Origin of the sequence: Neisseria basseii (assembly GCF_962707005.1) — a bacterium.
Taxonomy (GTDB): Bacteria; Pseudomonadota; Gammaproteobacteria; order Burkholderiales; family Neisseriaceae; genus Neisseria; species Neisseria bergeri.
This window is the reverse complement of sequence record NZ_CAUIXH010000012.1, coordinates 23,575-44,660: the sequence shown is the minus strand read 5'-3', so window position 1 is coordinate 44,660 and position 21,086 is coordinate 23,575. Positions and strand designations below refer to the sequence as shown.

24 protein-coding genes, 1 other RNA gene and 2 pseudogenes are annotated in these 21,086 nt (G+C 48.5%); 24 read left to right on the top strand and 3 right to left on the bottom strand.

Translation table 11 applies throughout. The annotated features are described in order from the left end of the window. Positions 1–137 precede the first annotated feature (137 nt). The 23 genes and pseudogenes from Q9I99_RS07420 (at position 138) to Q9I99_RS07310 (ending at position 16,245) form a co-directional block, all read left to right on the top strand. A pseudogene (locus tag Q9I99_RS07420) lies at positions 138–425 on the top strand (GIY-YIG nuclease family protein). 199 nt (positions 426–624) lie between these two features. Next, on the top strand, positions 625–1,761 hold the full coding sequence (locus Q9I99_RS07415) for a 5-(carboxyamino)imidazole ribonucleotide synthase (protein ID WP_301668606.1): 1,137 nt from the start codon (positions 625–627) through the stop codon (positions 1,759–1,761). Positions 1,762–1,823: 62 nt separating this feature from the next. Beyond that, the gene (locus tag Q9I99_RS07410; protein WP_301668605.1) at positions 1,824–2,306 is read left to right on the top strand and encodes a GNAT family N-acetyltransferase; all 483 of its coding nucleotides are present in this window, start codon (positions 1,824–1,826) and stop codon (positions 2,304–2,306) included. A gap of 105 nt (positions 2,307–2,411) precedes the next feature. Then, positions 2,412–3,467 carry a sulfate ABC transporter substrate-binding protein gene (locus Q9I99_RS07405; RefSeq protein ID WP_301668604.1) on the top strand — a complete coding sequence of 352 codons (1,056 nt, stop codon included), beginning with the start codon at positions 2,412–2,414 and terminating at the stop codon, positions 3,465–3,467. After that, on the top strand, positions 3,464–3,652 hold the full coding sequence (locus tag Q9I99_RS07400) for a hypothetical protein (RefSeq protein ID WP_301668603.1): 189 nt from the start codon (positions 3,464–3,466) through the stop codon (positions 3,650–3,652). The genes Q9I99_RS07405 and Q9I99_RS07400 overlap by 4 nt, the downstream gene beginning before the upstream one ends. 389 nt (positions 3,653–4,041) lie before the next feature. After that, a complete protein-coding gene (locus tag Q9I99_RS07395; RefSeq protein WP_301668602.1) occupies positions 4,042–4,647 on the top strand; it encodes a Smr/MutS family protein in 606 nt (201 codons plus the stop codon). A 62-nt stretch (positions 4,648–4,709) separates the two neighbouring features. Further along, positions 4,710–5,072: a transfer-messenger RNA gene (gene ssrA / locus Q9I99_RS07390) on the top strand. Positions 5,073–5,307: 235 nt separating this feature from the next. Continuing rightward, the gene (locus tag Q9I99_RS07385) at positions 5,308–6,510 is read left to right on the top strand and encodes a tyrosine-type recombinase/integrase (RefSeq protein WP_301668601.1); all 1,203 of its coding nucleotides are present in this window, start codon (positions 5,308–5,310) and stop codon (positions 6,508–6,510) included. A 31-nt stretch (positions 6,511–6,541) separates the two neighbouring features. Continuing rightward, positions 6,542–6,910: a type II toxin-antitoxin system RelE/ParE family toxin gene (locus Q9I99_RS07380; protein ID WP_301668600.1), complete on the top strand. Its 369-nt coding sequence runs from the start codon at positions 6,542–6,544 to the stop codon at positions 6,908–6,910. Further along, positions 6,907–7,218 (top strand): helix-turn-helix domain-containing protein, encoded by a 312-nt coding sequence (locus Q9I99_RS07375; protein WP_070460005.1) that lies wholly within the window; start codon positions 6,907–6,909, stop codon positions 7,216–7,218. Before Q9I99_RS07380 ends, Q9I99_RS07375 begins: the two co-directional genes overlap by 4 nt. A 55-nt stretch (positions 7,219–7,273) precedes the next feature. After that, positions 7,274–8,206, top strand: coding sequence for a hypothetical protein (locus Q9I99_RS07370; protein ID WP_301668598.1), 933 nt, complete (start codon positions 7,274–7,276; stop codon positions 8,204–8,206). Positions 8,207–8,344: 138 nt separating this feature from the next. Then, a complete protein-coding gene (locus Q9I99_RS07365) occupies positions 8,345–8,575 on the top strand; it encodes a helix-turn-helix transcriptional regulator (protein WP_049344708.1) in 231 nt (76 codons plus the stop codon). A gap of 124 nt (positions 8,576–8,699) precedes the next feature. Next, a complete protein-coding gene (locus tag Q9I99_RS07360) occupies positions 8,700–8,966 on the top strand; it encodes a helix-turn-helix domain-containing protein (RefSeq protein WP_301668597.1) in 267 nt (88 codons plus the stop codon). A 278-nt stretch (positions 8,967–9,244) separates the two neighbouring features. Next, entirely contained in the window at positions 9,245–9,592 is a 348-nt protein-coding gene (locus Q9I99_RS07355; protein ID WP_301668595.1) for a hypothetical protein, read from the top strand. A gap of 141 nt (positions 9,593–9,733) precedes the next feature. Next, positions 9,734–9,949 (top strand): hypothetical protein, encoded by a 216-nt coding sequence (locus Q9I99_RS07350; RefSeq protein WP_049351938.1) that lies wholly within the window; start codon positions 9,734–9,736, stop codon positions 9,947–9,949. 7 nt (positions 9,950–9,956) lie between these two features. Then, positions 9,957–10,130 (top strand): polyribonucleotide nucleotidyltransferase, encoded by a 174-nt coding sequence (locus Q9I99_RS07345; RefSeq protein WP_239665362.1) that lies wholly within the window; start codon positions 9,957–9,959, stop codon positions 10,128–10,130. Then, entirely contained in the window at positions 10,127–11,233 is a 1,107-nt protein-coding gene (locus Q9I99_RS07340) for a DUF7146 domain-containing protein (RefSeq protein WP_301668594.1), read from the top strand. The genes Q9I99_RS07345 and Q9I99_RS07340 overlap by 4 nt, the downstream gene beginning before the upstream one ends. A 5-nt stretch (positions 11,234–11,238) precedes the next feature. Next, on the top strand, positions 11,239–12,693 hold the full coding sequence (locus Q9I99_RS07335; RefSeq protein WP_301668593.1) for a DUF927 domain-containing protein: 1,455 nt from the start codon (positions 11,239–11,241) through the stop codon (positions 12,691–12,693). 11 nt (positions 12,694–12,704) lie between these two features. Beyond that, a complete protein-coding gene (locus Q9I99_RS07330; protein WP_301668592.1) occupies positions 12,705–12,962 on the top strand; it encodes a hypothetical protein in 258 nt (85 codons plus the stop codon). Between the two features lie 716 nt (positions 12,963–13,678). Further along, the gene (locus Q9I99_RS07325) at positions 13,679–13,996 is read left to right on the top strand and encodes a helix-turn-helix domain-containing protein (protein WP_301668591.1); all 318 of its coding nucleotides are present in this window, start codon (positions 13,679–13,681) and stop codon (positions 13,994–13,996) included. A gap of 320 nt (positions 13,997–14,316) precedes the next feature. Next, on the top strand, positions 14,317–14,637 hold the full coding sequence (locus tag Q9I99_RS07320) for a type II toxin-antitoxin system RelE/ParE family toxin (protein WP_301668590.1): 321 nt from the start codon (positions 14,317–14,319) through the stop codon (positions 14,635–14,637). Beyond that, positions 14,618–14,905 carry an addiction module antidote protein gene (locus Q9I99_RS07315; RefSeq protein ID WP_301668589.1) on the top strand — a complete coding sequence of 96 codons (288 nt, stop codon included), beginning with the start codon at positions 14,618–14,620 and terminating at the stop codon, positions 14,903–14,905. The genes Q9I99_RS07320 and Q9I99_RS07315 overlap by 20 nt, the downstream gene beginning before the upstream one ends. Before the next feature lie 1,073 nt (positions 14,906–15,978). Further along, positions 15,979–16,245, top strand: a complete 267-nt coding sequence (locus Q9I99_RS07310) for a DUF2513 domain-containing protein (RefSeq protein WP_301668634.1) — start codon at positions 15,979–15,981, stop codon at positions 16,243–16,245. A 132-nt stretch (positions 16,246–16,377) separates the two neighbouring features. Here the strand turns inward: Q9I99_RS07310 and Q9I99_RS07305 are convergent, their stop codons facing one another. The 3 genes from Q9I99_RS07305 to Q9I99_RS07295 are packed head-to-tail and all read right to left on the bottom strand — an operon-like array spanning position 16,378 to position 19,306. Next, positions 16,378–17,832, bottom strand: coding sequence for a LutB/LldF family L-lactate oxidation iron-sulfur protein (locus Q9I99_RS07305; RefSeq protein WP_301668587.1), 1,455 nt, complete (start codon positions 17,830–17,832; stop codon positions 16,378–16,380). After that, a complete protein-coding gene (locus Q9I99_RS07300; protein WP_301668585.1) occupies positions 17,829–18,530 on the bottom strand; it encodes a LutC/YkgG family protein in 702 nt (233 codons plus the stop codon). Before Q9I99_RS07300 ends, Q9I99_RS07305 begins: the two co-directional genes overlap by 4 nt. Next, complete coding sequence (locus tag Q9I99_RS07295) at positions 18,527–19,306, bottom strand: (Fe-S)-binding protein (protein WP_301668583.1); 780 nt, start codon at positions 19,304–19,306, stop codon at positions 18,527–18,529. Before Q9I99_RS07295 ends, Q9I99_RS07300 begins: the two co-directional genes overlap by 4 nt. A gap of 182 nt (positions 19,307–19,488) precedes the next feature. Here Q9I99_RS07295 and Q9I99_RS07290 point away from each other — a divergent pair. Beyond that, positions 19,489–20,993 (top strand): annotated as a pseudogene (locus Q9I99_RS07290) (MFS transporter). Positions 20,994–21,086 lie beyond the last annotated feature (93 nt).

Genomic DNA, 21,086 nt, shown 5'->3' with positions numbered 1-21,086 from the left:
ACTTCACTGCGTAATTCCCGCGCAGGCGGGAATCCGGAAATTTGAAATGACGGGAATCTCTAAATATTTCTGAAAGATTGAGGTCTGGATTCCCGCCTGCGCGGGAATGACGGATTAAAATTTTTTGCGGAAACATGATGCAACCTGCCGTTTATATACTCGCCAGCCAACGAAACGGAACGCTGTATATCGGTGTAACATCCAATCTCGCCCAACGTGTTTACCAACATAGAGAACATTTGGCGCAAGGATTTACAAATCAGCATCATGTAACCATGTTGGTTTGGTACGAACTGCATTCCACAATGGAACACGCCATTATCAGGGAAAAGCAATTGAAAAAATGGAATCGGCAATGAAAGCTGCGCCTTATTGAAGAGAAAAATCCCAGTTGGCAGGATTTATGGTTTGAAATTATTAAATAACCATTATTTCCATACAACATGTAAATTAACTCTGCTATCCTTTGAATTTCGTCATTCCCGCGCAGGCGGGAATCCAGACTCTTAGGTTTCAGGAATCTTTAAACATTGCAGGATATTTACCTTTCTGGATCCCCAATGACGGACTAACGGCTTCAGACGACCTAAAACAAACAGCAGAACACAGACAGATTAAAACACCATGAACACACCCCCCATTCTCCCCCCTTCCATGCTCGGCATCCTCGGCGGCGGTCAATTAGGCAGAATGTTTGCCGTTGCCGCCAAAACCATGGGCTACAAAGTAACCGTACTCGATCCCGACCCGAACGCGCCGGCAGCGGAATTTGCCGACCACCATTTGTGCGCGCCGTTTGACGATGAAGTAGCTTTGAAAGAATTGGCAAAATGTGCGGCAGTTACGACCGAGTTTGAAAACGTGAATGCCGACGCGATGCGCTTTTTGGCAAAACATACCAATGTTTCCCCCAGCGGCGACTGCGTTGCCATCGCGCAAAACCGCATTCAGGAAAAAGCGTGGATACACAAAGCGGGATTGCAAACCGCACCGTATCAAACGATTTGCCGTTCAGACGACATCAACGAAGCAAGCGCGCAATTTCTGCCCGGTATCCTGAAAACCGCTACGTTGGGCTACGACGGCAAAGGTCAAATCCGCGTCAGAACGGTGGACGAACTCAAAGCCGCATTTGCCGAACACGGCGGCGTAGATTGCGTTTTAGAACAAATGGTGGATTTGCGCGGCGAAATTTCCGTTATCGTATGCCGTCTGAACAATGACAACGTGCAAACCTTCGACCCTGCCGAAAACATCCACGAAAACGGCATCTTGGCTTATTCCATCGTCCCTGCGCGACTGAGTGCCGACGTGCAGCAACAGGCGCGGCAGATGGCGCAGCGTTTGGCCGATGAATTGAACTACGTCGGCGTATTGGCAGTAGAAATGTTTGTTGTCGGCGATACACATGAATTGGTCGTCAACGAAATCGCGCCGCGTCCGCACAACTCCGGCCATCATACGCTGGATGCCTGCGCGGCAGACCAATTCCAGCAGCAGGTACGCATTATGTGCAACCTGCCGCCTGCCGATACCAAATTACTGAGCTCTTGCTGTATGGCGAATATTTTGGGCGACGTTTGGCAGGAAAACGGCGGCGAACCCGAATGGCTGCCGCTGCAAAGCAACCCGAATGCACACCTGCACCTATACGGCAAAAAGGCCGCGCGGAAAGGTCGGAAAATGGGGCATTTCACCATGTTGGGAACTGACTCCGACTCCGTATTCCGGCAAACAAAAATCCTACACCAGTCTTTATAATCGGAACGTCGGCAGTCTAAGTCTGCCGGCAATCCATACGCCAACCTTGCTAATATACCGCCATGAGCCTGTTGACACTGTTACGCCCCGCTACCGTACAAGACTGCAACGATATCTTCAACGTCCACCTGCACTCTGTCCAATACACCTGCATCCGCAGCTACAACGAACAGGCCCTGCAAGTATGGGAAGGCCTGCTCAATACAGACAGCTACCTACCGACCATTTCAGATCCCGATAAAGCACTTTGGGTCGCAGAATATAAAAGCAACATTCAAGGCTTTTTCCAAATCGACTGTCGCGAAGCGCAGCTTGACGCACTTTACGTCCACCCCTTGTTCCACAATCTGGGGCTGGGTACTTCGCTGCTTCATCAGGCAGAAACCATTGCCCGCCAGTCCGGTCTGAGTTTCCTAAAACTCTATGCCTCGCTCAACTCCATCCCGTTTTACCTCATCAACCGCTACGAATCACTCGGTTCCGCAATATTACAGCTTGACTCAAGCATCAAAATCAAATGCGAACTGATGCGGAAACACCTCTGACTACTCCTTATAACCAAAACTGATAATCTTCAAATCAAACATTATTTCCACAAACACCAATAGCCGTATAGAGTTGCCGTATCCACCAACCGACAGGATACGCACATGAAAACCTACGCACCGGTACTCTATACCGTAGCCCTGCTCACCGCCTGCAGCCCCGCAGCCGATTCAAACCATCCGTCCGGACAAAATTCCCCGGCCAATACCGAATCCGACGGAAAAAACATTACCCTGCTCAACGCCTCATACGATGTGGCACGGGATTTTTACAAAGAATACAACCCATTATTTATCAAAGAATACCAATCCAAACATCCCGGCACATCCGTCAGCATCCAACAGTCCCACGGGGGTTCCAGCAAACAGGCATTATCCGTAGCCAACGGCCTTCAAGCCGATGTCGTCACCATGAACCAATCCTCCGATATCGACCTGCTCGAAAAAAAAGGATTGGTACAAAAAGGCTGGAAACAAGCCCTACCAGACCATGCCGCCCCCTACACCAGCACCATGGTCTTCCTTGTCCGAAAAAGCAATCCGAAACAAATCCACGACTGGAACGACCTTGCCAAAAACGGTGTTAAAATCGTCATCGCCAATCCCAAAACCACAGGCAACGGACGCTATGCATTCCTCGGCGCGTACGGCTACGGCTTGAAAGCGACCAACGGCAACGAACAGGAAACCCAAAAACTCGTTGCAGCCATTCTCAAAAACACCCCCGTTTTTGAAAACGGCGGACGCGCCGCCACCACCACCTTCACACAACGAAACATCGGCGACGTACTCATCACTTTTGAAAACGAAGCCAACTACGTCAGCAAAAAACTGACCCAAGGACAGTTTGAAATCGTCTATCCGAGCTACACCATTTCCGCCGAAAGCCCCGTTGCCGTCGTCAACAGCGTCGTCGCGAAAAAAGGTACGCAAAAAGTCGCCCGCTCCTATCTCGAATACCTTTGGAGCGAACCGGCGCAAGAACTCGCCGCCTCACTCTACCTGCGCCCCCGCAACCCCGAAGTATTGGCACGGCACAAAACCGACTTCCCAGACTTAGACACCTTCTCTCCCGAAGAAAAATTCGGCGGATGGGACAACATCATGAAAACCTACTTCGCCGACGGCGGCGTATTCGACCGCCTGACCGCACAAAAATGACCCCGTCTGAACCACCTTTCAGACGGCATTTCACACATCAAAACAGAAAAACCGCGCCCAAAATCATCATCACAAGACACAACGGCAAACCGGATACAAAACCCAACACCGCCGCCAAAATGCCGTCTGAAGCCGTCGGCGCAGCCATCCTTATCTGGGGCGCGCTTCATCAAAGGGGCGCATAACTTTCCTTAACCATCCCTTTTGATAGCCAAATAAACAGTGCTTTTGCCTGTCAGAAACAAAACCAATATTTTGCGGTTCGTATCGGAACATTTATAAAACATCAGATTTCCGTGTTTCGCGTTTCCGGCAATTCAAAATTGGCAAAACCATCAGCCTGCTTCGCAAAGCAGGTTTTTAAAACTTTATCAGGCGTTCGGGCATATCGGTTCGACCGGCCCGCATTTCCGGCAATCAACACTGCCGACGGTTGCCGCATTTCTTTTTGATATACAATCACACTTTCAAAAAACATACGCCGGCAACAAAATCATCCTCTCCCGCTTGGCAAACATTCCGACAAATTAAAACCCCGCCCGAAACAGCCATCGGACAAATAACAGGAAAAAACATGAATACCGACTTCCAAAACATCCTCAAACAATTGGGCAAACAGGCCAAAAAAGAAGCAGCAGAAAAACAGGCAGCCGAAAAAAACAAGCAAAAACAAGAACAGGATTTCGATTTTTCACAAGCAGTCGGACAAGTCTCCCCATTAAAAACCCGGCAGCAATATTATGCGCCGCCCGACAAAACCCCCATCAAAGTCCGTCCCAAAGACAACCGCGCCGACGAAGAAAACTACTTCTACATCGGCAGCACATACAACGACCCGCCCGCCAGCTTCAGCAAAAACGGACAGGGAAAAAACGACATCCAACGCCTGAAAAACGGATACTATCCCGTCGTTACCGATGTCGACCTGCACGGCTACACCCAAGAAGAAGCCCAAAAAGTCCTCAACGAATTCATCGAGTTCACCCAAAAACGCGGCGTATGCGGAGAAATCATCCACGGCAGCGGATTAGGTTCCAAAGGCTACACGCCCGTACTCAAAAACATGACCCGAAACTGGCTGATGCAGCACCCCGACGTACTCGCCTACGTCGAACCCCGGGAAGGCAACGACGGCTGCGTCCGCATCCTGCTCAAACGCAAATTAAGGCAGCAAGACTGACAAATTTCTCCGACAGACTTGGCAGCACCGTACAATATCCGTATAATCCACAAACCATTTCTGGGGGCGACCTTGGTTTCGACGGGGGTTGCGAAGCAGATGCGGGCATACCGGGGTCTCAGATTCCCGTAAAACACTGAATTCAAATAGTCGCAAACGACGAAACTTACGCTTTAGCCGCTTAAGGCTAGCCGTTGCAGCAGTTAGTCAATGGGCTGTGTGGCGAAAGCCACTGCAACGTCATCTTACATTGACTGGTTTCCTTCCGGGTTACTTGGCAGGAAATAAGACTTAAGGTAACTGGTTTCCAAAAGGCCTGTTGGTCGGCATGATGGAAATAAGATTTTCAAATAGACACAACTAAGTATGTAGAACGCTTTGTAGAGGACTTTCGGACGGGGGTTCGATTCCCCCCGCCTCCACCATACCCTATTTCCAGCAGTATCCTGCAATACGAATAAAGCCTTGAGCCATAACGGTTTCAAGGCTTTTTTGTTGCCTCAAATATGCTGGCGTATGCTTGAGTTTTCATCATTTATAGGGTAACTTTTAGGGTAACTTTTCAGGAATTACCCAAAAAACAAGCCCGAAAAATGGGCAAATTAGCCCTATTTTTTTTAAACAAGTTACCCCAAAAACCAATAAAACCTATTATTAACAATGGTTTATAGCCAATGCAAAAAACTACAACCGCCGAATCAATTATCAGACGGCGGAGGGTTATATCTTCAAGCAAGGGGAAACGGCAAATACTGGCGCTTTCGTTACTACCGGCCAAGCGACAACAAACGCGATGAAATGCGACTGGGTGTCTATCCTGAAATCAGCTTAAAAGAAGCAAGGGAAAAACGCGAAGAATTACGCGGGCTGATAGCAAAAGGGATAGATCCTAAGCTACACCAGCAAGACAAAGCACAGAGGCAGGCAGAACAGCTAAAAAACACATTTGAGGCTATTGCGCGCAAATGGCACAGCGACCAAGTAGCAAAGCCGAATAAATGGAAGCCCGATCATGCACAAAGAGTTATCCGCAGCCTTGAGCTTCATATTTTCCCTGATCTTGCAACACGCAAAATAGACGAAATCATGCCGCCTGAGGTTTTAGGACTGTTGCAGAGGCTGGAATCGGCGGGGAAATATGACACGGCACAGAAAGTTTATGACGTGGTAAATCAAGTTTTCAAATATGCCGTGAAACTTCGCTTGAGCCTGTTCAATCCCGCCGCCGAATTACGGGGAGAGCTGGCAAAGGTGGAACAGAAACATTACCGCTTCATTAAAGACCCGCAAAGGATAGGCGAGATGTTACGGGCTTTTGACGGTTACGCCGGCTTTCCGCAAACACGCGCCCTATTACAGCTTTCCCCTTATGTATTTGCCCGCCCTTCCGAATTGCGTTTATTGCGCTGGTGTGAAATTGATTGGGAGGATCAGCAATACTATAAAGACGGCGTAAACATGAAGAACAAGATAGACCATATTGTCCCCTTGAGCCGCCAAGCCTTAGCAATACTGGACGGCTTGAAGCCCGTAACGGGGCATTATGAATATGTATTTTGTAACACCAGCAAAAAACAGCCCTTGAGCGAGGGAGCAATAAGAAAAGCATTAGACCGTCTAGGATTCTTGGAAGAAACCACAGAGCATGGCTTCCGACACATGGCAAGCACGATATTGAACGAGATGAGCTATAACGCCGATTGGGTAGAGCGGCAACTAGCCCACAAAGACCCCAACACGACAAGGGCGGCCTATAACCATGCGGAATATTTAGAACAGCGCGCCGATATGGTTCAAAAATGGGCTGATTATCTTGATGAATTGAAAGCACATTCAGGCATATTGCAGGAAACGGCAGAATAAACTATCATCTTAAGCATTACGAAAGAAAACCATGCGGATATTTAGAAACCAATGGATAACGAAATTTGCCAAGAAGCACAAAATCAGCGATTCCGAGCTGATAGAAGCGGTAGAGCGGGCAGATAAAGGAGTGATAGACGCAGATTTAGGCGGCGGCGTTATCAAGCAGCGCATAGCAAGGCAAGGACAAGGCAGAAGCGGCGGTTATCGTAGTCTGATATTTTTCAGACGTGGGGAACGGGCGTTTTTCATGACTGCCTTTGCCAAGAACGACCGCGAAAATATCACGAACAAAGAACTTGCAGAATTAAAGAAAGCCGCCGCCATCATCTTGGCAATGACGGAAACCGACATAGAACAAGCCAAATTAAACGGCACTTTCACGGAGATACAGCCATGAAATACAAAAGCGAGATTTTCGCAGCAATACATGAAACCATGCAGGGTTTGCACGACATCGGCATTATCGACAAAAAAACCATGCGCGATTTTGACAAATCATGCCTAACCGAAATCAAGCCGTTAAGCGGCGAAGACATCAAGGCAATCAGAGAGCGCGAAGCATTATCACAAGCCGCTTTTGCCATGTATCTAAACATCGGTAAAAACCAAGTTTCCGAATGGGAACGGGGTATTAAAAAGCCGAGCGGCGCGGCTTTGAAGCTGCTTACTATCGTCAAGAACAAGGGAATTGAGGCGATTGCCTAAAAATACGTCTGAAAATATCCGCTTCAAGTTATCGGGGAAATTTAAGGCTAACATAATGAGAACATGGGAAGAATTAGAAAATTTGGCTTGGCAGGCTAGTAGCTTTTCAGCACCAGCTACAAGCAGACTGTTAGCAGCGTTAAAGCGATTATTGCAGAACAGGACGCATGAGCAAATTGAATATGCTATTAGATTGATTGATGAAAACATCGAATATTATTTTCAAGAGGAAGAAGATACAGCCATTCGTGAACTAAAAGAAGCCCTTCACTTTGATGATAGTCTGCATGATTTGTTCGAGTGGGATTATTCAGATGGAGAGGTAAATTGTTATCCAACACATCGAGCTATCGAATATATTCAAGAGACATCATACTTAGAAACAGAGGAAAACACTGAAGATTATGAAGCACTACTAGGGTATGTTGAGAGATATGGGATAGATGATGAAGATGATGAGCTTCCAAATGTAAAAGAGTTTGAATTAGTTGCAGTTTTAGCTTTAAAGCATTTTGAAGACGCTATGAGTGGGTTTTGCCCACAAACTGTTGAAAATGAAGCAAGTGATATAGATTTCCCAATCCCTCTTCAAGAATGGAGAGAGTTTCGTAGAGAAAATGCGATGAGGGATTTATTGAGGGCATGGAACATTTTAAGGATTGCTGAATATGATTTTATGAGCAGTCAGAGAGATGAGGAACAGAAGAAACTTATAAAAGAAGTAAAAGAAAATGCAATTTCAGAAAACGCCCGAAGAGCAGGAAAAGCCAAACAAAGCCATTATAAAAAAGCAGGAACAATAGCGGCTGTAAATCAGTTATTGGAGGAAAGAAAGGAAATGTTGAATCGAAGGGGCGGGAAAGCTGAATTAATCAGCCTGATTATCCGTAAAATTAATAACGGTGAAATCCCCGCCCCTAATGTTCCAACAGAAAGAACGGTTACAGAATGGATAAAACAGTTTCAGGAAAAATATGAAATCAACTAGCTGACTTCATGAAATCAACACGGTATTTCATGAAATCAACACGCTACTGCCTAAACAGTCGCCCATTGAGGCGGCTATATTTGTGTCTATCGAAACGCCAGCAACCCGCAGGCGTGATTAACCAAACGGAGGCAATAAATGCACATTATCAATATCGACAGCTTACCTGATACCGCGCAATTAACTATTGCAGAACTTGAGACAAGCCAAGCGAAAGGACGGCGCGGGATCACTCGCTTGAGCAGCAGCCAAATCAGACGACTGGAGGCAGCAGGACAATTCCCGCAATCACGCCAAATCACAGGCACGCGCAGCCGCTTTTATGTAGCAGGAGAAGTGAAGAAATGGCTTACAGAACAGGCAAGCTAATGAAAGGAGAACAGGAGTTTTCGGAGCAATACGCGCCCGCGCGCGCGATTGTAACTCAAGACCTGATTTTTAAAAAATAAGACCGCCTGAACGGACATTCAAACGGTAGAAAGAAGAGTAGATTATGAAACTTGATTGTATCAATAACAAGCCTAAAACGCCAAGCCAAAGAGAGCGCATTTTAGCCCGATTGAGAAAAGGGAGCGTTACTTCATGGGAGCTGGCACAGATGGGCATACTTGGCTATAACTCACGCATTATGGAGCTTCGCAGAGCGGGGCATGAAATCATAACCGTGATGGAAGAAGTGCAAAACCAATTCGGGGCGACCGTGAAACGCGGGCGGTTTTCTTTGCTGGTGTCGGGAAAGAGTAAGCATAACGCCGTCTAACCCCGTAAAAAAACCATTTGACAGATTGAGCTTTGAGAAGCAGAATTAAGTTTCTCTCTCAAATACGATTAGCCCAAATCGGCAGGGTAAACGCTGATTTTTTATCGCCATTTTCCCCTATAGCGTTTGAAGCCTATTTACAGGCTTTGGACGGCATATCAAAGTTTATGGCGGTGTGTGGTAACGGTAACGTCCACGCCTGACTAATCGCAGGAGAGAGCGCCGCCCCCTATTTTGGGCATTTCTCAAATCTCACTTTACGATTAGGAGCATTTCAAATGCAATCTTGCACTTCTACCCAAATCCAAACCATTCAAAATCAAGCCCAAACGGTAACCATCCCTCACAAGCTGGCAAACGACGCAGCAGACGCTTGCTTTTACGCAGACCGCGCCGCTGAAAACCTTGCCGCCATCCTCAGTGCAGCCGAAATCCTTGCTGATATTGCTACCGACCAACAGACGGAGCAGGGAAAGCGGCACGCCTTCTCTTTAGCCGTACGAGACCTTATCAAAACCGCCAAAAACGAAGTGGAGACACTGGCAGAGCTTCATCCCTTCAGCCTGTTTGAAATAGTAACGGATTTAAACAACGAAATCTTCAGCCAAGTTCACAGCGCGAAATAAACCCTAAACCCCGTAAAACCTAAACCGCCATGCCGCCTATTTCAGACGGCATAGGGCAAACTTCGCCCTAGTGTTTTCATAACTAATTGATTTTATTAGATTCATGTTTTGAAACACTGGAGGCAGAGCAAAGGATAAACCATGAAACAGACCAATAAATCAGACCGTTTCCGCCGGTATTTAAACCGCGCCTTGCTGGTGTTTTGGGTGTTGCTTTTGGCTTTGGTAGTCCGAGCCTGTAATCAGCCCGCCCACGCCGACACGGAGCAACTAGAGCAGGAAACGCCCGCAATATGGGAAACAGACCCGACAGCCGGAATCGTTTTAGAACCTGTATCAGAGGAGGCAGAGCAATGAAACCATCATGGATAAACTGGCAAACCAACTAAACAGCAAAGAGAAAGCAATCGCAGCGGTGGACGTTGTAAGCACCATCTTGCTGATTGTGAATGACGGAGCAAGCCAAAAAGAGGCGATTCATACTGTATCAGTCATAGCCCGCGAAGCTATGGACAGATTCGAGGAGGTAGGAAAATGAAACCAACATACAAAGAAATCAGAGCCGCCGCACAATACCACTGGCCGGAAATACACGCGGCAATAGGCATAGATCCTAAGTTTTTACGCGATAAACACCAGCCATGCCCCGCGTGTAATGATGGGCATGACCGTTTCAGATATGACGACGAGGACGGAAACGGCACATTTTTTTGCACACATTGGAAAGATGGGGACAGAGTAGGCGGCGGAAACGGTTTTGGGCTGGTTATGCATTTTCTGAATTGCAATTTTGACGAGGCATTACGCACCGTTGCTGGCATTTTAGGCATGGACAATGCAAACCCTTTGCCGATACCGCCCAAACGCCCACAAGCGCAACCACGCCCCGAAAAAGACCAAATCAAGAAACTGGCCGCATTGTGGAGACGCACAGAGCCTATCCGCCCCGATTCCCCTGTTATCCGGTATTTGAAATCACGCGGTTTGGACATGGCGCATTTACCCGAAAACATCCGTTTTTTGAGAGAGGCGGATTATTGGACGACAGGCGGGGATAAGCCGCTTTTGCTTGGTAGTTTCCCGTGTATGGTTTGCGCTATCCGCGATATGGACGAGGAGTTACAAGGCTTGCACATGACCTATTTTCAGACGGCCTATAGCACGCCATGCGGAGAGGACGGACTACACGCCCCGCGCTATCAGAAACTGGCAATCAAACACCCTGAAACAGGCGAAGCCCTACCCGCCAAGAAAATGCGAAACCGTAAGCAAGGCAGCATTTCAGGCATGGCCGTCCACTTGTTCCCGATTCCTGAAAACGGCCGGCTTGTCATTGCAGAGGGGATAGAAACCGCCTTAGCCGCGCGTGAATTGTTCCAAGCCCGCGATTGGGGCTTATATGCGGCCTTGAGCGCAAACAGCATAGCGAAATACCGACTTTCAGACGGCCTAAAGGAAATCGTAATTATTGCCGATAACGACACACCGCGCCCCATAGGTTTCAAAGCCGCGCATGATTTGGCCGTCCGAGCCATCAAGCAGGGCATCAAGGCGCGTATATGGCAGAGCGAAACGCCGGGCTATGACGCACTGGACGAACTGAACGAGAAAAAGCAATCAGACCATCATTTCGGAGGATAGACAGCATGAAAAATACCGAAACAGCGAAGCAGGAAAGCACCAAAGACTACAACATTGAGAATATCGAGCCATTCCGCCCGCGCCCTCACTTTGAAATCGACCATCGGGGCGTATGGTGGGTAAACATCAGAACAGGCAAAGACGGCGAAGCCATCGAAGCAGAGCCGCTATTGCTTTCCGACCCTATCGACATCATCGGCACAGGGCAAGACAATGACGGCGCGTATTATCGCGTTATCCGCTGGCAGGACAAAATCACACGCCAAACCAAGACCGCCGCCATACCACAAGCAGAAATCGGCACAGTTCAAGGCTGGCAGCGATTGCAGAGTTACGGCTTGACCGTCTTATCAGGCAGAGCCAAGCGCGAACGGCTGGCAGACTATTTGCAGACACAGGGAAGCCGCACCGCCTTTACCATTACCGACCGCGCAGGCTGGCATAGCAACGCCTATATCCTACCTAGCGGCGAAACCATCACAGCAACCGACAAAGACCCCGCCATTATCTACAACGGCGACACCAGCCAAGCAAAGGCATATCAGCCAAACGGAGAGCTTACCGACTGGCAGCAAAACATAGCCCGATACGCAGCAGGAAACAGCCGTCTATGCCTGGCATTGGGCGCGTCCTTTGCCGCCCCCTTACTTTCCCTGTTAGACGAAGAATCTGGCGGCTTTCACTTAATGGGCGATTCTTCAGACGGCAAGACCACAGCCGCAAAAGCAGCCTTGAGCGTATGGGGCAGACCATCAGGCAGCCTGTTGTCTTGGAGCGGTACAAAAATAGGCTTTTCCAACACAGCCGCCGCCCGCAATGATGGCTTGCTGGTGTTGGACGAAATAGGACAGGCAAGCCCGCACGTTATCGGCGATACCGTTTACAGCGTTATGAACGGAATCAACAAAGTACAGGGCGCAAAACAAGGCGGAAACCGCGCCTTGACCCGCTGGAAAGTGATGATGTTCTCGACAGGCGAAAAGACCCCCGATTCCATCTTGAAGCACCACAAGGGCGATTGGAACGCCGGACAAGCCGCCCGTTTGCCCAGTATCAGAGCCGCCGCGCAATACGGCATTTATGACACATTGCACGGATTTGAAGATGGCGCATTGTTGAGTGAGCATATCGCCCAATCCGCCGAAAAATATCACGGCGTAGCCGGCAGGCTATTTATCCGACAGCTTTCAGACGACCTAGAGCAAGCCAAACAGCAGGCAAACGAGCGCATGGCCGCATTTATGGCAACCATTCCCGAATTGTCAGGACAGGCGCGAAGAGTGGCCAAACGCTTTGCTATCGCCGCCGCTGCTTTGGAACTTGCCGCCCCTGTTACCGGTTTGCCCGTAGGCGTAGGCATGGCAGGCGTGAAACAATGCTTTGATGAATGGTTGGAAGGAAACACGAAGACCGCCGAATCATTGAGCAGGCAGAAGATTTTATCGCCCAATACGCATTAGGCACGCGGTTTATGGAATGGAGCGATAAAAGCACCAATAAAGACCATGCAGGCTATCGGAAACAGGAGGGGGAGAAAATGGAATTATGGGTAATCCGCCGTGTCTTTACCGATGAAATCGCCCAAAGTTTCGATGAATTGAAAGTCTGCCGCGTATTGGCAGATAATGGATTGTTAAAATATAACCACAAAAATAGAGGCTATCAACACCAGCGGAAAGGTAACGGCTGGTTTCATGTTTTAGCTACAAATATAGAACTGGGAGACTAATCATTTACACAAGCCCGTTATTAACGACAATAGCGGGCTTTTTTACGTCCAAACATTCAGGCAGACCAACCAAGAAAGCATAAAATCGACAGGAAGCCCCTAAATCTCAAAAATTAGAGCCATTCACCCCCTGCCATATACCTACCCTACCCAAACAATGAAACACGCTTACAGCGTAAATTTACCCTATTCCCGCTATGACCGACAAAGACAGACGAGGGATAAATAATTTCAAGACCAATACGCGCGCGTAAATAAAACCCTATGCGCGAGGCAAAATCATTTGTTACCTTTGTTACCACAAAACTTAACATTTATAACCATATGAATATCAATATAAAAATAAAGAAAAAACGGTAACAAACAAACATAAATTTACTTGTTACCGATTTGTTACCATTTGTTACCATTTGTTACCCTTTTATATTCAGACGGTTACGCTTAAAAATAGGAGCAGTAACAAATGGTAACAAGGTTAAGATATGTATTTTGTTACCACGAAAGCCATGACTGACAAGGCTTTCAGCCATTGGTAACAAACGATTTTGCGTTTTTTTGTATATATACGGTTTTTATTCTTGCCCCTTGCTGCTTATTTGTATAAATTTTGATACATGAACAAAGAAAAGCCCATAGAATGGCGTGATACATCACTGGAAGACCTTAAAGCATTCCCCCTTGAGCCGATATAGGGCATTGATACAGGAGATAGCAAAATGACATCAAAAACCACGCATATTACGCCGGTGGATGGCAATGTTTTTGCTGATTTAGGATTTTCCGCCGATGAAGCCGCCAAACTTAAGGCACATAGCGATATGATTATCAGAACCAAGTTACAGCTTGCCGAAAGTGTCAGCGCATGGATAAAAGAGCGGAACTTGAAACAAGAGCAGGCGGCGGAAATCTTCAACACCAGCCGCCCGCGCGTTTCTGACTTGGTAAACGGCAAAATCAGCAAGTTCACAATAGACGCGCTGCTAAATATGCTTGCAAAAACAGGCAAAACCGCCGAACTGAATATCAGAGCATAGCAGAAAGCCGCCGAAAACATCCCCGTATGACCGACAGGCACGGGGATTTTTCACACCCACACAAAGCCAAAACGCACGGAAACGCGCCAAATTTGAGCAGGAATAGCGGTTAAACCGCTTGGATAGACACAGACATAGATAGACTGCAAAACGCGCTAAAAACGAAAATTTGAGCCATTGAAAGCGATTGATTAAAAAATAATCAAGTTAGCCGCTGGTGTTTCAGACGGCACAAATGCAGAAATTGCGGTGCATAAAAAAGGCGGCTTGCCTTTTGTGTATCCGCAGGGATACAATATTAAACACAAGGAGCGGCGTTAATGAACATCATCAGACAGACCGAGCATTTCAAGCACTGGCTGAAAACCCTGAAAGACATTCAGACAAAGGCGGCAATATTGAAACGCTTGAGGCGCATGGAAAGCGGATTATTCGGAGACTGTAAAAGCATAGGCGGCGGATTGTTTGAGATGCGTGTAGATGTGGGCAAAGGCTGGCGCGTGTATTACTTCAGACAGGGCAAAACCGTTTATCTGTTGATACACGGCGGCAACAAATCAGGACAGCAGGCGGATATAGACGCGGCACACAAGATAAAGCAGAGCATAGAAAGGGCTGGCAATGGAAACGGAACGATTTGATGTAGCGGAATACTTGGACAGTGAAGAAACGATAGCCGCTTACCTGTCATCCATCTTGGAAGATGGAGACGCAACCGAGTTTATCGCCGCGCTTGGAGACGTGGCACGGGCAAAAGGCATGGCGGAACTTGCCGAAAAAACAGGGCTGGGCAGGGAGAGCCTATATAAAACCCTGTCAGGCAAAAGCAAGCCGCGTTTTGATACGGTAATCAAAATAACGCGGGCATTGGGCTTAAACCTGAACCTTGCCGCCCCGCATATCGCATAGCCGATTGTATAGGGTTAATCTTAAACCACGCAGAGCCGCCGAAATAAGGCGGCTTTTCCATGCCGTGCAGAAACTGACCGGCACAAAAAGCCGCTTGCCGTTTTTCAGATACCCCTTAAGGCAAACACCAGCCCACAAGACGGCGCGTAATTGCTGGTGTTGCAATCAAACCATATTTCACAGCTTGGCAGAAATACCAAAAAAATGTTTTTGCCCACGCCAAACAAACGGCTTAAACTGGCAATCTGACAAAGGGGAAGATAGTGTCAAAAAATACCCCTACCAAGCGATTATGGGGTAACTTTTGGGGTAACTTTTACTAAATATAAAAATGTGATTATATTTAAATTAATAAGTTAAGTTTAAAGTACGGTTGACCCCGCCTCCACCATACCCTATTTTCAACAGTATCCTGCAATACGCATAAAGCCTTGAAATTCAATAGTTTTAAGGCTTTTTTGTTGCCTCGGATATGACGAGCTATACCTGAATTCTCATCATTTATGGGGGAAGCTTGCCACAAGTTACCTTAAAACAGAAGAAAATGCCAAAGCCAACATTACTGCCGACAAATCGGCAATGCAAAAAGCTGCAAGCTTCCAGCCAATTATCAGACTGTTACATACTTTTGTGCTTACACAAGCTATCCGCAAACACGCGCCCTGTTGCAGTTCCCCCCATGCATGCGCCCGCCCGTATGAATTGCGCCTATATATGCTGGTATGAAATCAACCGGGTGGTGGGATAATACTGCAAAGACATTGTTGCGGTATGTGTTATCATTGCCGCAAGAACAGCGGGATAAAGTCTGCTTATAAAAATATCGAAGTAGGTCATGCCGTCTGAACTGTATGTCAGCCGAGAAATAAAAGTATTTTTAAGTAGGAAAACCACTCCGGAAGCAGACCTGGGATTAAAATCCGCATAACTAAAAGGCCGTCTGAAACCGTTTCAGACGGCCTTTAAAACATCTTCAAGGATAAAAAGTGAAACGAAACTGGGATTTGATACGCCATATCCTGACCGAATTGGAAAATGAACCCAACCCCGACTGCTGACTCGTTTCCACCTGTATCGAAGGTTGGACAAAGGAAGAAGCCGCATATCATCTGTGGCTCTTGATACAGGGCGAACTGATTGCGGACAAATGCAACCGCGATCAGCAAGGCAATGGGTATGCCTATTACAGAATCCGCCTGACGTGGGCGAGGCATGAGTTTCTCGCTTCCATCCGCAGCGATACGGCTTGGCGGTGCATCCGCAGCCTGTTGAAGGAAAAGGCGGTAGATTTGTCTTTTGAAGCCATCAAAGCCGCCGCACTGAAACTGTTGGAGGTGTAAATGCAAGGGTTTGAACGGCGGCATGGCAATGCCGCCCTACGGCTGTCGGAAGCCGACCCAAAATTCAAAGCCGAATAACCAAGCAAATGCCGTCTGAAATATTTTCAGACGGCATTTTTATAAACAGATTGCTTATACTTCTTCTTTTTTACGGTTTTTCTCCGCCATCATTTCATGTAGCGTTTTCTTGGCAGGTTTCATTGGGACATGGTTATCCGTCCAGCCCAACTGCTTACTCGGCGTCAATGCACGGAATTTGGTGGCTGCCCAACCGAATGCTCGGTAGGTTTTGCTGCCGCTGAAAATACCGTTGAATGTGCGCCATGCCATTTGTTCTCCGAAGGTATGCGATGCGCCTTGTCCGCGGATAGGATGCGGTACGGTTTCGGTCGGCGAACGTTGTGCTTCAACACGCAGACGTTGCATTTGTTCGGTAATCGGGATGCGTACCGGGCAGACTTCCACACACGCACCGCACATGGTACAGGCGGTTGGCAGGTCGCGGGTGGCGTCCAAGCCCAACAAGTGCGGAGAAATAATTTCGCCAATCGGGCCGGGGTAGGTTGTGCCATATGCCGCGCCACCGATACGGGTATAAACTGGACAATGGTTCATACACGCGCCACAACGGATACATTGCAAGGTGCGGCGCATTTGGTCTTCGGCATAGGCTTGGCTGCGACCGTTGTCGAGCAGGACCAAGTGCATTTCTTGAGGACCGTCCAGCTCTTCGCTACGGCGCGGACCGGTAATCATGTTGAAATAAGTGGTAATGTTCTGACCGATGGCAGAACGCGGCAGCAGGCTGTACAAGGGTGGAATATCCGACAGCTTGGCAACTACTTTTTCAATGCCGGTAATGGCGATATGCACGGGCGGTACGGTGGTACTCAAGCGACCGTTGCCTTCGTTTTCCACCAGACACAGCGTACCTGTTTCAGCAACGGCAAAGTTTACGCCGCTCAAGCCGACATCGGCAGTACTGTAAATATCGCGCAGGGCTTTGCGGGCGAAGCCGGTCAGTTGGTCCACGTCGTCCGTAAGCGGCGTACCGAGGTTTTGGTGGAACAGTTCGCTAACCTGTTCTTTAGTTTTGTGGATAGCAGGCATCACGATATGGGTCGGTTTTTCGCCTGCCATTTGGACGATAAACTCGCCCAAGTCGCTTTCCACCGCTTTAATGCCTTTTGCTTCAAGATAATGGTTCAGCTCAATTTCCTCGCTGACCATCGATTTACCTTTGACCATCAGCTTGCCGTTTTTGGCAGTAATGATGTCGTGGATGATTTCGCAGGCTTCGGCCGGTGTTTCCGCCCAATGTACTTTTACGCCCAACTTAGTCAGGTTTTCTTCCAGCTGCTCCAGCAGGGCAGGTAATTTAGACAATGAACGCTGGCGGACGTGTTCGCACAAATCGCGCAAGCTTTGCAGCTCTTCTTCGTCGGTCAAAACGGCTTTGCGTTTGGTCATCAGCATATCCATCGCGGTACGCAGGCTTTTACGCAAAGGCTTGTCTTGAAGGGAAATGGCGGCGTTTTGTTTGAAAGTTTCCGGCTTCATGTGGAACTTGATGGTTTGCGTAGTCATGCGTTTTCCTCCAAATCGGCAGGGGAAATGTGGTCAGGCAGGATGGCGAGGATGACCAAATCACGCGGACCGTGTGCACCGTAAGCAAGCGTCAACTGAATGTCTGCGGTTTTGGACGGGCCAGAAATCAGGAAAACATTGGTCGGCATACCGTTTTCCACCAGTTTTTCACCTTCAACGGCGTTGTGAAATTCGTTATACATTTTTGCCGTATCAAACAGGCAGAAATGCACGGGCGGAACAAGACTTAAAGTACGCGGCTCTTCGGGGCTGGAAAACAGCATCAGCGTACCGGTACGGGCGATGCCGCATTGAGAGCTGCTAAAACCTGCATCGATGTTTGAGAAGAACTCGGTTTTCCAAGTATCGATTTCGCGCTCGAAAGCAATCGGTTCGATATTGCTGTCCACCAGCGCGGCACGGGCAATTTGTCCGTGTTCGGTCGCCAACGGCAGCAGGATGTTTTTCAAACCTTTGCCTTCGGCTGCTTGACGGAATACTTGCGGCCAGCCGGTTTTGGTCACCCAATAAATTTCGGTTTTGACCGCACGCATAGCGGCAGCCCAATGTTTCAGACGCTCAACTTCGCTGCTCCAAGAAACACCCATTTCACGGTAATAATCAAAAACCGCAGGCTCTTCCATCGGCAATGCGTCGGCTTTTTTCAGTTTTGCCAAAATATTTTCGCGCGCGCTCATGCTTTGCCTCCGGTACGTTCCAACAAGAAGGATGCGATGTGTTTCGGACGCGGCATATTCGGCTCGTCCTTAGCGATTTTGCCGCCGATGTTCATCATGCAGCCGCAGTCCGCGCTGATGATTTCGGTCGCACCGGTTTCTTTCAGCGCGGCAACTTTGTCTGTTACCATCGCACCGGAAATATCGGCCTGTTTGACAGAGAATGTGCCACCGAAGCCGCAACACTCGCTTTCGTGGTCGTGAACGACGCGCTCGACATTTTCCATGCCGTCAATCAACTGCCAGCCCGAAATATGGACGTTCATTTCGCGGCGGGCGGCGCAGGAAGTGTGAACGGCGACTTTGACCGGCTCGCCTTTGTCTTCAGGCTTATAGCCGATAGCAAGCAAGAAATGAGTAAACTCAATGATGCGGCCGGCACAATCAATGGCTTTTTGCTCGTACTCGGAGCCTTTAAACAAAGTCGGCCAGTGGTGTTTCATCATGCCGCCGCACGAGCCGGACGGCACGACAATCGGCCAGTTTTCGGGGAAAAGGTCGAGTTGCGCCTTGGCGACATCAAACGCCTCGGCCGGATGACCGGAAGAGTAGGCAGGTTGGCCGCAGCAGCTTTGTGCCATCGGGTAATGAACCCGTATGCCTTGCTGCTCGATTAAAGTAATGGCATCCATACCGGCTTCCGGCATGAAAAGATCGAGGACGCAGGTACCGAAGAAATAAACATCCGTCGGCTTGCTGTCGAATGCGATGATTTTTGGAGGAGTGATTGCGCTCATTTTTTTGTTGACGGGGATACCCGTTTTCTCTGTCGAAAATTAAGCGTTTACTTTAAGTAATTGACTGTTGTGGGTCAAGTATAATTTTAAAAAATAATCTGATTTTTCTTACAAACTGCTATCTATTGCTTGCTGCATCTTATATTATTAATTAAGATAATCGTTATCATTACAAAAAGACGATGCCTTTATTCATTTATGAATGTAATCGCGTCTGAACCAATACCGTCCAGGTCGTATTTGAGAACGACAACAAACCGGTATGGAGTACAATCGCTTTATGGAAAAAAGCACCCTCCCCTCCCATACGATCTCCGCCTGGTTACCATTTCTGCTTGCAATTGCCATTTTCATGCAGATGTTGGATGCCACTATTTTAAATACCGCCCTGCCTGAAATTGCCGCCGACCTGAATGAGTCGCCATTGAACATGCAGCTGGCGGTTATTTCCTACACGCTGACCGTTGCCTTGCTGATTCCCTTAAGCGGTTATCTGGCAGACAAATTCGGAACCAAGAAGGTTTTTTTCGGCTCAATTGCCCTCTTCATGCTAGGGTCGGCATTGTGTGCCGCATCCGACTCGCTGCTCGAGTTGACATTCTCACGCATCATTCAGGGCATAGGCGGTTCGATGCTGGTTCCGATACCGCGTCTGACCATCTTGCGTGTGTACGACAAGTCCAAGCTGCTCAATGCTATCAATTATGCGGTTATGCCCGCATTAATCGGGCCGGTTTTAGGGCCTTTGGCGGGCGGTTATCTGGTCGAATACGCTTCGTGGCACTGGATTTTCCTGCTCAACCTGCCCATCGGTCTGCTGGGGTTTATATTGGGACGCAACATCATGCCCGATGTCAAAGGCAACGATACCGCTCTGGATTTTAAAGGCTATCTGACCTTTTCCGCTGCCGCCTGCCTGCTACTGCTTGCTGCAGAAAGCCTGTCGCACGCGCTGCCTCCGTATTTTGCACTGTTGCCGCTGTGCGGCGGACTGCTGTTTGCACGCCGTTATTTCCGACATATGAAAACCACGTCCAAACCGATTTATTCCGCCGACCTGTTTCTGATACGCACTTTCCGTCTGGGACTGGCAGGCAATCTGTTCAGCCGTCTCGGCATCAGCTCAATTCCTTTTCTGATGCCCCTGATGTTTCAAGTCGCTTTCGGCTTCGGCGCAAGCCTGTCGGGTTGGCTGGTCGCACCCGTCGCCCTATCTTCGCTGCTGGTCAAACCGCTGATTGCACCGCTCATGAAACGTTTTGGCTACCGTACGGTACTGCTTTGGAACACCAAGCTGCTTGCCGCCTTCATCATGCTACTCGCCCTGCCTGACGGAAACTCGCCACTGTGGATTTGGATTTTCCTCTCACTGGCGATCGGCGCGTGCAACTCCCTACAGTTTTCTGCCATGAACACACTGACCCTCGCCGATTTGCGCCCGCAACAAACAGGCAGCGGCAACAGCCTGATGGCGGTCAACCAACAGCTTGCCATCAGCATGGGCATTGTTGCCGGCGCATTAATCCTTAAAAACTGGACATTTCTGATACCGGCTTCTTCAGGTCTGCATTCCGCCTTCCGTATGACCCTGCTCAGCATCGGCGGCATCACCCTTGCCTCATCGCTGGTATTCAATCGGCTGCACGTTTCAGACGGCACCAACCTGACACGGAACACACCGTCCTGAAGCGGTCCGCACGCAAAACTTTTACCCGTTTCAACGTTTGGATTATGATGTCGCACTTCCATGCGCGCCAACCCCAAAACACAGGCAATGCCG